Below are 13700 nucleotides of genomic sequence, written 5' to 3' on the forward strand. Positions count from 1 at the left end.
TGAAAGTTGGTGATATGACACAGACCGAGAGCCAGATCGGCGAGTTCGACGAAAATTTGGGCAACAAGAGGATGCTGAGCCGCGCGCGGCTGGCGCCTCTGGCCTTGTGGGCCTTGATGCTCGGTTTCGTGCTGATCGCACCGGCCTTCCTCTACCCCGTCTTCGTGATGCAGCTGTTGTGTTTTGCGCTGTTTGCCTGCGCCTTCAACCTGCTGATCGGTTTCACCGGGCTTTTGTCTTTCGGCCACGCGGCCTTTTTTGGCGGCGCCGCCTATATCGCCGGTCATGTGATCAAGATGTGGGGTTTCCCGCCGCTCCTGGGCATCATCACTGGCGCGTTGTTTGCAGCTGCGCTTGGCTGGGTGGTGGGCTCGCTGGCGATCCGCCGCCAGGGCATCTATTTCGCCATGATCACGTTGGCGTTGGCGCAAATCGTGTTCTTCTTCGTGCTGCAGATGCCTTTCACCGGTGGTGAAGACGGATTGCAGGGCATCCCGCGCGGCTATCTGCTTGGCTTCATTGATCTCAACCAGCCGCTGGCGATGTATTATTTCGTCGCCGCGGTTTTCCTCGTCGGCTTTCTGCTGATCTACCGGATCATCCACTCGCCGTTCGGCCAGGTCCTGCAGGCAATCCGCGAGAACGAGCCACGGGCGCTGTCGCTAGGCTACAATGTCGACCGCTTCAAGCTGCTGGCTTTCGTGCTGTCGGCAGGACTGTCGGGGCTTGCCGGTTCAACCAAGGCGCTGGTGTTCCAGTTCGCCTCGCTTACCGATGCGCACTGGCAGATGTCGGGCGAGGTGATCCTGATGACGCTGCTGGGCGGCATGGGCACGATATTCGGCCCGGTCGTCGGCGCCTTCATCGTGGTTGCGCTCCAACATGTGCTCAGCGGTATCGGGTCCTGGGTTCAGGTGGTCATCGGCGGTACTTTTATCGCCTGCGTGCTCTTGTTCCGCCGCGGCATCGTCGGCGAACTGGCGCGCTTGTTGAGAATATCGTCGCTCTGAACCGGGCGATGATCTGTCGGTTTGGCATCCAGGCCATCTAGTTCCGGCCGGACGCCATTGCCGGTCGCGCGGGTACCGGCGCGCGACCGGTTTCAGCGCGGATTGGGCACTGTCCTATCCATCCACCGATGTTCTAGAACTGAAGTTCGGGGTAGCGGTCGACATAGATCCGGAACCACGGTGTGAACAGCTCGGGCTGGGCTTTCATCTCCGCCCGCAGGGCGTCGCGCTGAACCCAGCGTGCGGCCTCGACCTCTTGTGGCCCCAGCGAAAGCGTGGTTTGCGTACGATCGGCCTGGCCGACATACATCGTCACCCGTTCGTGCTCGTGAAGGCCATTGCCGACATCGGCCGAATATTCCACCACCCTGCGGCGGGTCAGCGGAACCGAAAACCCGAGTTCTTCCTCGAGTCGTCGCCCGGCGCACTGATCCAGTTGCTCCTCCCAATTGGGGTGTGTGCAGCAGCTGTTGGCCCATAATCCACCGCTGTGGTATTTCGAGCTCGCTCGCTTCTGGATCAGCAGATGCTCCCCGTCGAAAACGAAGATCGAAACCGCCAGATGATACAGCCCGTCGCGATGGGCTGCGAGCTTTTCGACCGGATACAGTGAGCCGTCTTCGGCAATCGCCGGTATCAGGATGGTGGGAAGCGTCATGGCGTCGTCCAATCTGCGTGTCTTCGTTGTCGTTTTCGCGCGGTTTTTCTGAGATCATTCAGGCCAGTCGCGTGCCCGCCGGTAGCGCGCAATACCCGCGCAGGGTGCGGTTCGCTGCTCTCCTTGCATGATGGCGCGCTGTTGCCAATGGTGCCGTGCCGATCCGCGGCGGTTGGCCTCACGTCGGACACCCGCCCCTTGGAAGCTGGCCGCATAGAGGATGGCGCAAACCCGAGGGATGGAATACAGCTCCATGGCGTGTGCTTCCCGTCCACTCAACGAGGCCTGTCTGCCGATGGCAAAACCGGAATTTGCGGCAACCCGCTACTATGCCACGGCATTTCTGGCACCGGCGGTGGTCGTCACCTATTTGCCGATCTGGCTCAATGAGCGCGGAATCAGCGATGCCGAAATCGGGCTTATCAACACAGTGCCGATGCTGGGCACGCTGCTGTTCAGCATTTTCGTCGGACGGCTCGCCGACCGGGCATCCGACTGGAAACAGGCGATCATGTTCGGCACCGGGCTTGCCGCGGTTTTCTCGCTGCTGCTTGGACTAGCCGACGGATTCTGGTTCATTCTGCTGATCTGGACGCTTGCCATCATGCCTGCAAGCCTGGTCGGTCCGGTCGCCGACGCCGCCACCCTCAGGCTATCGATGCGGCTCGGATTTTCCTTCGGATCGACCCGCGCCTGGGGAACGCTCGGCTATCTGGCGATGTGTTTCCTGACCGGCTACCTGATCCTCTGGTTTGGCGCCAGCGCCTTCGTCTGGCTGTTCGCGGCCACCTGTGCGATCCGGTTTTTTGCCGCTGCCGGCTTGCCGAGGCTGCGCGACACTCAGCCCCGTCATACCGGCACACGCGGCAGATTTTTGTCACACGATGTCATGGCCGCGTTCAAACCCTGGGTCCTGCTGCCCGTGGTGGCGGGCGCGATCCTGTTTGCCAACCATATGGTGATGAACGCCTTTTCGTCGCTGGCCTGGAAGGAGCAGGGTCTGTCAGAGCCGGTGATCGGCATGCTGATTGCACTGGGCGCTGCCGCGGAAGCCGCGACCATGTTTGCCTGGAGCCGCATCAATACCCGTTTTCCTGCTCGGGTGCTGATCATGTTCGCCGCCATCGCATCGATACTGCGCTGGGCGGCGATGACGCTCTCGGCCCCGCTCGGCTATCTGATCATCATGCAGCTCGGCCAGGCCATTACCTTCACATTCGCCTATCTCGGTTGCCTGTATTTCATCTCCAAGCGCACCAACGAGAACATCTCTGCCGAGGCACAAAGCCTGTTCGGGGTGATGACGCAGGGGTTCTCGATCCTGATTGTGACTGGTTTTGGCGTGGTTTTCGGCTTTATCGGCGTCAAGGCGTTCTGGATTTGTGTCGTGCTCTCGCTGCTTGCGCTGATCATGGTACAGATTTCGCTGAAAATTCACCGCCCTGACGCCGCCGATTGAGCCAGCTGTCAGGCGCAATTGCGCGCCTGGTTCTTGACGGGGGCTGTAGTATTATTAACGAAATTTAATGTGCCTGCGCGCAATAGAACGCTATGTTGCGACGCCGGGCGGGTGGGACGATTTGTGACCGCACAGAAACATTGTCTTGTTGGCTCTGGCGCCGGCATGCCGGAAATTTACGAAAGATGCGAATTTGAAACTCTGGAAACAATTGCTGGTGTCGCTGATCTTGCTTGCGGCGGTTTTCGTGGTCTGGTCGGCATTCTACCCCGGCGCCCGTGATGTGTTGACGCGCAACGGGCTTGAACGCGTCGCGCTGTTTGTGCCCGACGTGGCCGAGCCGAGCGGGAAAGGCGCTGCGGGGCGGAAAGCAGGCGGCAGAGCCGGCAGGCGCGGCCCGCGCGAGGCGATTGTTGTCGTGGCCCCCACCAGTGAAGGCGTGGTCAATGACAAGCTCACCGCGATTGGCACCGGCCAGGCGGTGCGTTCGGTCTCGGTCAGGACTTTGGTCTCCGGCCAGATCGCCGATATTCCTGTGCAACCGGGTGGTCGGGTGACGCATGGCGATGTGCTCATCCAGCTCGATGCGGCAGAAGAAGAACTTGCAGTCGAGCGTGCCCGGCTGGCGGTCAACGACGCCAAGGCGCGCGCCGATCGTCTCGACAGTCTGGTCGCGAGCCGGGCTGTCTCCAGCGTCGAGGCCGATCAGGCCCGCAATGCGCTCGGCACGGCAGAGGTAGCGCTGCGCGAAGCCGAATTGGAACTTTCGCGGCGAACCGTGACCGCACCGATCAGCGGCTCGCTCGGCATCCTCGCGGTCAACGCCGGCGATTATGTCACCAGCCAGACGGAAATCGCCAGCATCGACGACCGCAGTGAAATCCTGATCGAGTTCTATGTGCCCGAGCGCTTCACATCCGGCATGCAAGTCGGCAAGACGGTTACCGCAAGGGCGATTTCACGCCCCGGAGAAACCTTCAGCGGTACCATCTCGGCGGTCGACAACAGGGTCGACGAGGCAAGCCGCACCCTGCGCATTCGTGCCCGGATACCCAATGCCGACGATTCCTTGCGCGCAGGCATGTCGTTTGAGGTGATGGTCGGTTTTGAAGGCGAGCGCTGGCCTGCGGTCGATCCGCTGGCAATCCAGTGGGATTCAGCCGGTGCCTATGTCTGGCGCATTGTTGATGACAAGGCCGAGCGGGTCGATGTCGCCATCATTCAGCGCAATTCCGACAGCGTGCTGGTCAAGGCCGATCTTGCGGTCGGTGAGGTGGTCGTCACCGAGGGTGTTCAAAGCGTCCGTGAGGGCGCGGCCGTCAGGGTGCTCGGCGGCGCAGGGCGGAGCGGCGGTGGCAAGTCTGGCGCCAATGGCGTGGTCGAAAACTCCAAGGCGGGCAGCGACGCATGAGCACCAGCGGCGAAGACCACAATGGTTCGGGTGACGGCGAACAAGAACACGCCCCGGTCGATGCCGCCAGTGCGCCGGTAACGGTCGGAGAGGGCGCCGACAAGATGGAAACCGGTGGCGGTACCGCGTTGATGGTGCGCCGCCCGGTGCTGGCGATGGTGATCTCGCTGTTGATCGTGGTGGCCGGACTTGCCGGTCTTTACGGCGCTGAAATTCGGGAGCTGCCGAATGTCGACCGGCCGGTGATTACCGTTACAACCAGCTTCACCGGTGCAGCGCCCGAAACAGTCGACCGTGAACTTACCGCCGTGGTCGAAGGCGCTGTGGCGCGCGTCACCGGCGTTGCCTCGATTTCCTCGACCTCGACCTTGGGCCGCAGCCGCGTCACCATCGAATTCAAGGACAGTGCCGATCTCAGCGTCGCCGCTTCCGATGTTCGCGATGCGCTTGGCCGCGTCACCAACAACATGCCCGATGGCGCCGACGAGCCGCGCATCGTCAAGGCCGATGCCGATGCCGACGCAGTGATGCGTCTGGCCGTCACCTCCGACCGGCTCAATGTTCAGGACATGACCGTGCTGGTCGAGGACGTGGTGGTCGACCGTCTCGCCGCCGTCACCGGCGTTGCCGATGTAGCGGTCTATGGTGACCGAGAGAAGATTTTCCGTGTCGATGTCGACCAGTCCCGGCTGGCAGCCTTCGGCCTGACACTGGCCGATCTGCGCGCAGCACTCAGCAATGTCGCGCTCGACGTACCTGCGGGGTCACTGACCGCGCGCACGTCCGACATCGTCGTTCGCGCCACTGCCGACGTCACCACCCCGGAAGGCTTTGAGAACATCTACATCAACGACCGGGTGCGGTTCCGCGATGTCGCCAACATCACGCTTGGCCCCAATCCGGGCGAAACCGTGCTGCGCGCCAATGGCCGTACCGGCATAGGCATCGGCATCATCCGTCAGGCCGCGTCCAACACGCTGGAAATCTCCGACGGTGTCCGCGCTGCCACCTTGGCGATCGCCGATATCCTGCCCGAAGGCGTCGATATCCGCGTCACCAGCGATGACGCCACCTTCATTCGCGGCTCCATCGAGGAAGTGCGCTCCACGCTGATTCTCGCGGTGGCGATCGTGATTGCCATCATCTTCGTGTTTCTGCGCGACTGGCGCGCCACCATCATCCCGGCGATCACCCTGCCGGTGTCGCTGATCGGCGCCTTCGCGGCGATCTGGCTCGCCGGTTTCTCCGTCAACATCCTGACCCTGCTGGCGCTGGTGCTGGCCACCGGCATGGTGGTTGATGACGCCATCGTCGTGCTCGAGAACATTGTCCGCAAACGCAACGAGGGCATGGGCGTACGCGCGGCCGCCGTCATCGGCACCCGTGAGGTGTTTTTTGCGGTCATCACCACCACCGCGACGTTGGCTGCCGTGTTCATTCCGATTTCGTTTCTGCCAGGCCAGGCCGGTGGACTGTTTACCGAGTTCGGTTTCGTACTGGCGTTTACGGTGATGATCTCCAGCGTCGTGGCGCTGACCCTGTGTCCGATGCTGGCCTCGCGGCTGATCAAGCGCCGTAATCTCGATGCGGCGCCCGACAGCGGCGTGATGGTCAGTATTGGCAGCTATTTTACCCGACTTTATGCCAGGCTGCTGCACCGCGCGCTGGATGCGCCGCTGGTCGTCATCATCATTGCCTTGGTCACCGCCGGTGCGGCGCTGGCTCTGGCTGGCTCAATCCCGCAGGAATTGACCCCGCCTGAGGATCGTGCCGTGGCGTTGATGCGGGTTTCCGCACCGCAAGGCGTCAGCCTCGATTACACCCAGGCCCGCATGACCGACATCGAGCGCCTGGTCGAACCGCTGCGCGAAAGCGGCGAGGTCGAGAACATCTTCGCTATCAGCGGCTCCCGTGGTGCTTCCAACAGCGGCTTCATGGTGCTGACACTGGCATCCTGGGGGGATCGTGAGCGCTCGCAAGCCGAGATCGTGTCAGACATCAACCGCGCGGTTGCCACTGTGCCGGGTGTCCGCGCTTTTGCCATCCAGCCCAACAGTCTGGGGATCCGCGGCGCCGGCAACGGGCTGCAATTTGCTTTTGTCGGCAACAATTACGATGTGCTGGCCGACATAGCTGAACAAACGGTCGAAAAGCTCGAGCAGGATCCACGCTTCAGCCAGATCCGGCTCTCTTACGAGACCACCCAGCCGCAGATATCGGTGCGCATCGACCGCGAGCGCGCGTCCGATCTCGGTGTCAACATCGACGGCCTGGCCGAAGCGCTACAGGCGCTGCTCGATGGCCGCGAAGTAGCACAAGTGTTCATCGAGGACCGGTCCTATCCGGTCAAGCTGATGTCGACCAACAACCCGATCAACGATCCGACCGATCTGGAATCGATCTATCTCAAGGCGGGCGATGGCCGCATCGTGCCGATGTCGGCGATCGCCACACTCGAGGAAAAAGCCGTTGCGCCCGACCTCCGGCGCGAGGGCCAGATGCGTTCGGTGTCAATCACCGCCGGCCTGACACCCGGTTTCGCGCTTGGCGCAGCCTGGGATGAAGCCGTGCAATTGGCAGAGCCACTGATGCCTGCAGGCGTGCGCATCATTCCGCTGGCCGAAGCCGCGACGTTGGATCAATCCTCGCGCGATATGCTGATTACCTTTGGTATTGCCATTGTGGTGGTGCTGCTGGTGCTGGCCGCGCAGTTTGAAAGCTTCGTCAGCGCCTTCATCATCATCTCGACAGTGCCGCTTGGGCTTGCCTGCGCGGTCTTCGCCATGGCCATGACCGGGGGCTCGCTCAATGTCTACAGCCAGATCGGCCTGGTGCTGCTGGTCGGCGTGATGGCCAAGAACGGCATTCTGATCGTCGAATTCGCCAACCAGTTACGCAACCAGGGCATGGATGTTCGACGCGCCATCGAAGAGGCCTCCAATATTCGCCTGCGTCCGGTGATGATGACCATGATTTCCACGGTGCTGGGATCGGTGCCGCTGCTTCTGGCATTCGGCGCCGGCGCGGAGGCACGGGTGGCGCTCGGATGGGTGATCGTCGGCGGCCTCGGCCTGGCGATGATCGCAACGCTGCTGTTAACCCCGGTGGTCTATCTGATGCTGGCCCGTTTCGCCACGCCCTCGGCGCAAGAGGAACAGCGGCTGCATGCGGAATTGCACGAGGCAGGACGCCGCCAGGCGACACGGGAACTTTCTCCCGGCGAATGAAGTAGCCGACTGATCCTGTGGGTTGAAGCGCCGCGCAGGCTGATATCTGCGCGGCGTTTGCGTGTTTGCAGTCGATCTACCTGATGGTGACGACGATCTTGCCGGCGGCGTGGCCGTCGGCGAGGTGGTCATAGGCCTCGGAGACGGCGCTCAGTTCGTAGCTGCTGTCGATCACCGGCTTGACCGTGCCGGCCTCGATCAGCGCGCTGAGTTCGGCCAGTTGCGCGCCATCGGGCGACATGAAGAACGCCTCGAATCGGACGCCATGCTTTTCCGCGTTGCCTTCGCTGTCCTGTCCTTTGATGGAAACCAGGACGCCACCTTTTTTCAGAACCTTGAACGAGCGGTTCATGGTCTCGCCACCCATCATGTCGAACACCACATCATAGTCCGAGAGCAGCTCGTCGAATTTCTCGGTTTTGTAGTCGATCACTTTGTCGGCGCCCAGCGAGCGCACCAGGTCGGCGTTCTTGTCGCTGGTGGTGGTGGCGACATAGGCGCCCAGATGCTTGGCAATCTGTATCGCCAGTGTTCCGACGCCGCCAGAGCCTGCATGGATCAGGATCTTCTGACCCTTCTTCAAGCCGGCCTTGTCAACTATCGCCTGCCAGGCGGTCAGCCCCGCCAGCGGGATCGAGGCTGCCTCCGCATGGCTGATATTGATGGGCTTAAGCGCCAGCTCGCTTTCCTTGATGCGGGCGACTTCAGCCAACGAACCCGCGTCGTCCTGATTGGGGCGGGCATAGACGGCATCGCCGGGCTTGAAACGGGTCACATTAGCGCCGACTTCGCGCACCACGCCCGACACGTCATAGCCCATGACATGGGGAAAGCTCAGCGGGATGTAGTCCTGCATGTGGCCGGCGCGGAGTATGTTGTCGATCGGGTTGAGGCTGGCGGCGTAAACATCGATCAGAACAGAATCTTCGGCGATGCGCGGCGCGTCGATATCACCGATTTCGATCCCGGCGGCATAGGCATTGATGATGGCGGCTTTCATGGTGGTGATCCTTGGCGTTAGTGAGGCAGCCGCGTGCCAGCAATGGCTTAGGGGCAGATGGTCTTGATGGGGCGGGAACAGGGCAGTAAATGCGATTTCAAGTTGGCGGGAGTGCCCCCGTGAAAGAATGCAGCGCCGAGGAAATTGCCCCGGTACTGAAGGGCAAGTGGTGGTTTTCCTGGCCCGTTCAACGTCCATGACGACTTCGTGATCAGCGCTTCGGCAAGGTAATGACCACCGCGTCTTGGCCTGTGGTTCAGGTCAAGCCATGGTTGCTTGCAGGCAGGCAACGCGGTGATTGGCGATTGGTTCCGGGTTTTCGCGCAGGCCTGCGCTCAGGCGGTCCAGCGGCTCGGCAGCAATGGTTTGGCGAGCGACAGGATCAGCAGCAGAACCATACCGACGACCAGCCCGAATATGCCGCTCAGCGTCGCTTCCGCCACCCAACCGGCAAAACCTGATGCAACCGTGACAGTGCTGCGCACCATCTCGGCAAAATCTTGCACCGCATGGCCGAGCGTCGACATCCCAAATCCTTCAAGACCATGGATGATGATCGAGCCGCCGACCCAGAGCATGGCGGCGGTGCCAATGCTGGCTACCGTTTCCATGAAGCCGGGCATGCCGCGGACGATGGCGCGGCCGAGCGAGCGGGTCCACTCGAAATAGGCGCCCTGGGCCATCTTCAGCCCGACGTCGTCGGCCTTCACCAGCACCGCAACGCTGCCATAGACAAACGCAGTGATGCCGACGGCCACCATCGCCAGGATCATGCCTTCGGTCCACAGCGAGTCAGCCTCGATCGAAGAGAGCGCGATGGTCATGATTTCCGCCGAGAGAATAAAATCTGTCTTGATCGCACCGCTTACCCGTGTCTGCTCCAGATGCGCTGCATCAAGGCCTGCGGACTTGTCGATATGTGCCGGCTCCGGTTGGAATATGTGCCATATCTTCTCCGCCCCCTCAAAACACAGGTAGCCGCCACCGAGCATCAAAAGCGGCCCCAGCAACCAGGGTGCAAATATGTTGAGCAGCATCGCGATAGGCAACAGGATGACGAGCTTGTTGAACAACGAGCCACGGGCGATCTTCCAGGCGATCGGCAATTCGCGGGTTGCCGGAAGACCATGTACGTATTTCGGCGTCACCGCGGTGTCGTCGATTAGCACGCCGGCGGTCTTAACTCCCACCTTGGCGGCTTGGGCGCTGACATCGTCAAGCTGGGCGGCGGCGATCTTGGTAAGGGCTGCGACGTCGTCCAGAAGGGCAAGCAGTCCGCTCATAGTGTCTTTTCCAATGCAGGCTGGCTGGTTCGATCGCCGTGGAACGGTTCGGTCTAGGGCGTTGACGCGGCTACCCGGGCAAGCCGGGCGGCCGACATGTGCCCCAATTCCGGTCGGCTGTCACCAGACAACTTCCTAAATTGCAATTGGTTCCGCAACCCCGCTTGCGTGGGTTTCAGTCGCCTGCCAGGCAATCGCGCATCGAGGTGGCGAGCTCGCGGATCAGGTCGAAATAGAGCTCGGGGCCGTCTGTAAGCGCTGCGCCGAGCGGATCGAGTACCGCCGGGCGCGCATTTGAGCCCTCTACCGCCACGTCCACCAGCCGGCTTTCAAATTGCGGTTCGGAGAAGGCGCAGACGGCGTCGAGTTCGCGCACCTTGTCGCGGATCCCGGTCAGCCGCTCGGCGCTCGGCCGGACGTCCGGATTGACGGTGATCGAACCCGCCGCCTCGATATTGAAACGCTTTTCGAAATACTGGTAGGCATCGTGAAAGACAATGAAATGCTTGTCGTGCACCGGCGCGAGGATATCCTCGACCTCGTCGCCGAGCGCGTCGAGTTTTGCATTCGTCGCGTGTGCATTGGCGGCATAGGCGGCGGCATTGGCCGTATCGGCATTCGCCAGTGCCGCGCTGATCGCCGCCACAAAGACCTTGGCGTTCGCCGGGTCAAGCCAGACATGCGCGTCATAGCCTCCATGGTCGTGGTCATCGTCATGCCCGTCAGCATCATGGCTGGCATCGGCGTGATCATGATCAGTGTCGGCGTCCGCTTGCGTGTGATCGGCGTGATCTTCGTGGCCATCGCTGTCATGATCGTGGGCGTCATGACCATCGGTGTCGCCGTCGGCATGGACGTGTGCTTCGAAGGCGCCGCCGGCCCTGAACGGCAATTTATGCAGGCCTTCGGCCTCCATCAGCGTGATCGTGCGGGCATTTTTGGCGATGGTCTCGATCGGCTTTTCCAGAAATGTTTCGAAATTCGGACCCACCCAGAAGATCAGTTCGGCGTTTTCCAGCGCCTGCGCCTGGCTCGGTTTGAGCGCATAGGAGTGCGGCGAGGCGGCGCCGCCGACGATCAGCGCGGGCGTGCCCACGCCTTCCATCACCGCGGCCACCAACGAATGAACCGGTTTGATCGAGGCGACCACCCGCGGTTCGGCGGAAGCGGGGGTAAGGCAGAGCAGCGAAAGCGAGAATGCAGTTGCGACGGCGGCAACGGTCCGGCCATGAAAGATCATCAACAGGGTCCTGTCATTTTCGAGTTTGTGATGTTATAAAATTACATCGTTGTGTAACGGTATAACGTGTGCGATAGAACTCGACAAGCGTGCAGCAGATTTTTTTCAGGATCCCCAGTGCCGAAAATTGAACCACCCCTGATATCGCTCGAAAAGGCCGGCATTGAGCGCGGCGGCCGTTGGCTGGTGCGCGGCGTCGATCTCACCGTCGCCAGAGGCGAGATCGTCACCCTGATCGGCCCCAACGGATCGGGCAAGTCTTCCACCGCCAAGATGGCGCTGGGCGTGATCAAGCCCGATGAGGGAACCGCCCAGCGCATGCCCGGCCTGCGCGTGGGCTACGTGCCGCAAAAACTCTCGGTCGACTGGACGCTGCCGCTGACGGTGGCGCGTTTCATGCGCCTGACCGGCAAACCGGACGCTGCGGAGGCTGAGAAGGCTCTGGCCGCCACCGGCATCGCCCATCTGACCGGCGCCGAAATCCGCAACCTGTCAGGAGGCGAATTCCAGCGCGCCATGCTGGCCCGCGCCATTGCCCGCAAGCCCGATCTGCTGGTGCTCGACGAGCCGGTGCAGGGCGTCGATTATTCCGGCGAGATCGCGCTCTATGACCTCATCCGCAAGATCCGCGATGACAATGGCTGCGGCATCCTGCTGATCTCGCATGATCTGCATGTGGTGATGGCCGCCACCGACCGGGTGATCTGTCTCAATGGCCATGTCTGCTGCCAGGGATCACCTGTCACCGTGGCCTCCAGCGACGCCTACCGCCGGCTGTTTGGCGGCTACACCGATGCGGCGCTGGCTGTCTACCAGCACAACCACGACCATACTCATCTCGCCGATGGTCGGGTGCAGCATGCCGATGGCGCGGTGACGGCGCACTGCCATCCCGACGATGGCCACCATAAATGCCATCCCGACGATGGCCACCATGCTGAACATCTGGGCGATGGTCCGCACCACCACAATCATGATCACCAGAAGGGGCAGGGCGGTGGCTCTGTCCATCCCGCGCCGGTAGCAGCAGCGGCCGCACCAACGGCGCCAAACCCGAAAGGCAGCCGAGATGCTTGACGATTTCTTCTTTCGCGCAATCCTCGCAGGCCTTGGCGTGGCATTGGTGGCGGGGCCGCTCGGCTGCTTCATCGTCTGGCGCAGGCTCGCTTATTTCGGCGACACACAGGCCCATGCAGCACTGCTCGGCGTAGCGCTCGCCTTGCTGCTCGAAATCAATGTCACGCTGGCCGTGTTTGTGGTGTCGGCGCTGATCTCGCTGGCGTTGCTGGCCTTGCAGAAGCGGGCGACGTTGTCATCGGATGCGCTGCTGGGGTTGCTGTCGCACGCCTCGCTGGCGATCGGTCTGGTGGCGCTGGCCTTCATGACCTGGGTTCGGGTTGACCTGATGGGGCTGCTGTTCGGCGATATTCTCGCCGTCTCGAAAACCGACATCGCCGTGATCTGGACCGGCGGCCTGTTGGTGCTGGCGGTGCTGGCGGTAATCTGGCGGCCGTTGTTTGCCGCCACCGTCAACACCGAGCTGGCTGAGGCCGAGGGCATGCACCCTGACCGCGTCAATCTCGTCTTCATGATCCTGATGGCCACGGTGATTGCCATTTCCATGAAGATCGTCGGTGTGCTGCTGATTACTGCCATGCTGATCATCCCGGCAGCCACCGCCCGGCGGTTTGCCACGGGGCCTGAGCAGATGGCAATTCTGGCCTCTTTTGCCGGCATGGCCGCGGTCGTGCTGGGCCTTGAGGCGTCGCTTGCCTGGGATACGCCGTCGGGGCCGACCATTGTCGTAGCGGCACTGGTGCTGTTCGTGCTGGCGATGTCGCCGGTGGGCAGCGCGATTGTCCGCATCGCCAGCTTCATTGGCGCAAGAGGCAGACGCAAAGGGGCACCGTCATGAACCAGAATGTCACCTCCGGCGCTGGCCACAGCCATTCAAACCCGCGCGAAAAAACCGATCTGACCAAGAACCAGTCGCTGGTGTTTGGCGCGTTGAGCCGAGCCGAGGGGCCGCTGTCGGCCTACACCATTCTCGACCAGTTGCGCGACGATGGCTTCCGCGCGCCGCTGCAGGTCTACCGCGCGCTCGATAAGCTGGTTGAAACCGGCATGGTTCACCGGCTTGAAAGCCTCAATGCCTTCGTGGCCTGCAGTCATCCCGGCTGCGACAGCCACCAGACCATCGCCTTCGCCATCTGCGAAACCTGCGGCAAGGTTGCCGAAATCTCCGACGAGGCCCTTGAGAGCCGGTTGCGCGAACTGGCGCGTGAGGACGGCTTTACGGTCAAGCGGGCGGTGGTGGAATTGCGCGGGCTATGCGCCGCATGCCGCTAGTCTGGTGACGTGCCTATATCGAGGCACTGACGTTCGCGCCAAACCCGCACGGCCATCCGACGC

The 13700-nt window shown here is 62.0% G+C and carries 11 protein-coding genes; 7 read left to right on the forward strand and 4 right to left on the reverse strand.

Translation table 11 applies throughout. The features are described from left to right. Window positions 1-71: 71 nt before the first annotated feature. Window positions 72-1010 (forward strand): branched-chain amino acid ABC transporter permease, encoded by a 939-nt coding sequence (locus OEG84_RS00135; protein WP_267656032.1) that lies wholly within the window; start codon window positions 72-74, stop codon window positions 1008-1010. 133 nt (window positions 1011-1143) lie between these two features. Here the strand turns inward: OEG84_RS00135 and OEG84_RS00140 are convergent, their stop codons facing one another. Continuing rightward, window positions 1144-1668 carry an isopentenyl-diphosphate Delta-isomerase gene (locus tag OEG84_RS00140; protein WP_267651857.1) on the reverse strand — a complete coding sequence of 175 codons (525 nt, stop codon included), beginning with the start codon at window positions 1666-1668 and terminating at the stop codon, window positions 1144-1146. A 253-nt stretch (window positions 1669-1921) separates the two neighbouring features. Between OEG84_RS00140 and OEG84_RS00145 the strand changes: the two genes are divergently transcribed. The 3 genes from OEG84_RS00145 to OEG84_RS00155 all read left to right on the forward strand — a co-directional run bounded on the left by OEG84_RS00145 (window position 1922) and on the right by OEG84_RS00155 (window position 7765). Next, window positions 1922-3127 carry an MFS transporter gene (locus tag OEG84_RS00145; RefSeq protein ID WP_267651858.1) on the forward strand — a complete coding sequence of 402 codons (1206 nt, stop codon included), beginning with the start codon at window positions 1922-1924 and terminating at the stop codon, window positions 3125-3127. 193 nt (window positions 3128-3320) lie between these two features. Then, window positions 3321-4538 (forward strand): efflux RND transporter periplasmic adaptor subunit, encoded by a 1218-nt coding sequence (locus OEG84_RS00150; protein WP_267651859.1) that lies wholly within the window; start codon window positions 3321-3323, stop codon window positions 4536-4538. A gap of 104 nt (window positions 4539-4642) precedes the next feature. Next, on the forward strand, window positions 4643-7765 hold the full coding sequence (locus OEG84_RS00155; protein WP_267656033.1) for an efflux RND transporter permease subunit: 3123 nt from the start codon (window positions 4643-4645) through the stop codon (window positions 7763-7765). A 76-nt stretch (window positions 7766-7841) separates the two neighbouring features. Here the strand turns inward: OEG84_RS00155 and OEG84_RS00160 are convergent, their stop codons facing one another. From OEG84_RS00160 to OEG84_RS00170, 3 genes are all read right to left on the reverse strand, one after another. After that, a complete protein-coding gene (locus OEG84_RS00160; protein WP_267651860.1) occupies window positions 7842-8765 on the reverse strand; it encodes an NADP-dependent oxidoreductase in 924 nt (307 codons plus the stop codon). A 335-nt stretch (window positions 8766-9100) separates the two neighbouring features. Next, window positions 9101-10048, reverse strand: coding sequence for a DUF808 domain-containing protein (locus tag OEG84_RS00165; RefSeq protein WP_267651861.1), 948 nt, complete (start codon window positions 10046-10048; stop codon window positions 9101-9103). A gap of 175 nt (window positions 10049-10223) precedes the next feature. Continuing rightward, on the reverse strand, window positions 10224-11288 hold the full coding sequence (locus OEG84_RS00170; RefSeq protein WP_267651862.1) for a zinc ABC transporter substrate-binding protein: 1065 nt from the start codon (window positions 11286-11288) through the stop codon (window positions 10224-10226). Between the two features lie 117 nt (window positions 11289-11405). On the opposite strand from OEG84_RS00170, the gene OEG84_RS00175 reads away from it, so the two are divergent. From OEG84_RS00175 to OEG84_RS00185, 3 genes are read left to right on the forward strand one after another with little or no spacing between them, the layout of a single operon-like run. After that, window positions 11406-12365: an ATP-binding cassette domain-containing protein gene (locus tag OEG84_RS00175; protein WP_267651863.1), complete on the forward strand. Its 960-nt coding sequence runs from the start codon at window positions 11406-11408 to the stop codon at window positions 12363-12365. Continuing rightward, the gene (locus OEG84_RS00180; RefSeq protein ID WP_267651864.1) at window positions 12358-13203 is read left to right on the forward strand and encodes a metal ABC transporter permease; all 846 of its coding nucleotides are present in this window, start codon (window positions 12358-12360) and stop codon (window positions 13201-13203) included. Before OEG84_RS00175 ends, OEG84_RS00180 begins: the two co-directional genes overlap by 8 nt. Further along, window positions 13200-13637 (forward strand): Fur family transcriptional regulator, encoded by a 438-nt coding sequence (locus OEG84_RS00185; RefSeq protein WP_267651865.1) that lies wholly within the window; start codon window positions 13200-13202, stop codon window positions 13635-13637. Before OEG84_RS00180 ends, OEG84_RS00185 begins: the two co-directional genes overlap by 4 nt. The last annotated feature ends 63 nt before the right edge of the window (window positions 13638-13700 follow it).

This window comes from Hoeflea algicola, from assembly GCF_026619415.1.
Taxonomy (GTDB): Bacteria; Pseudomonadota; Alphaproteobacteria; order Rhizobiales; family Rhizobiaceae; genus Hoeflea; species Hoeflea algicola.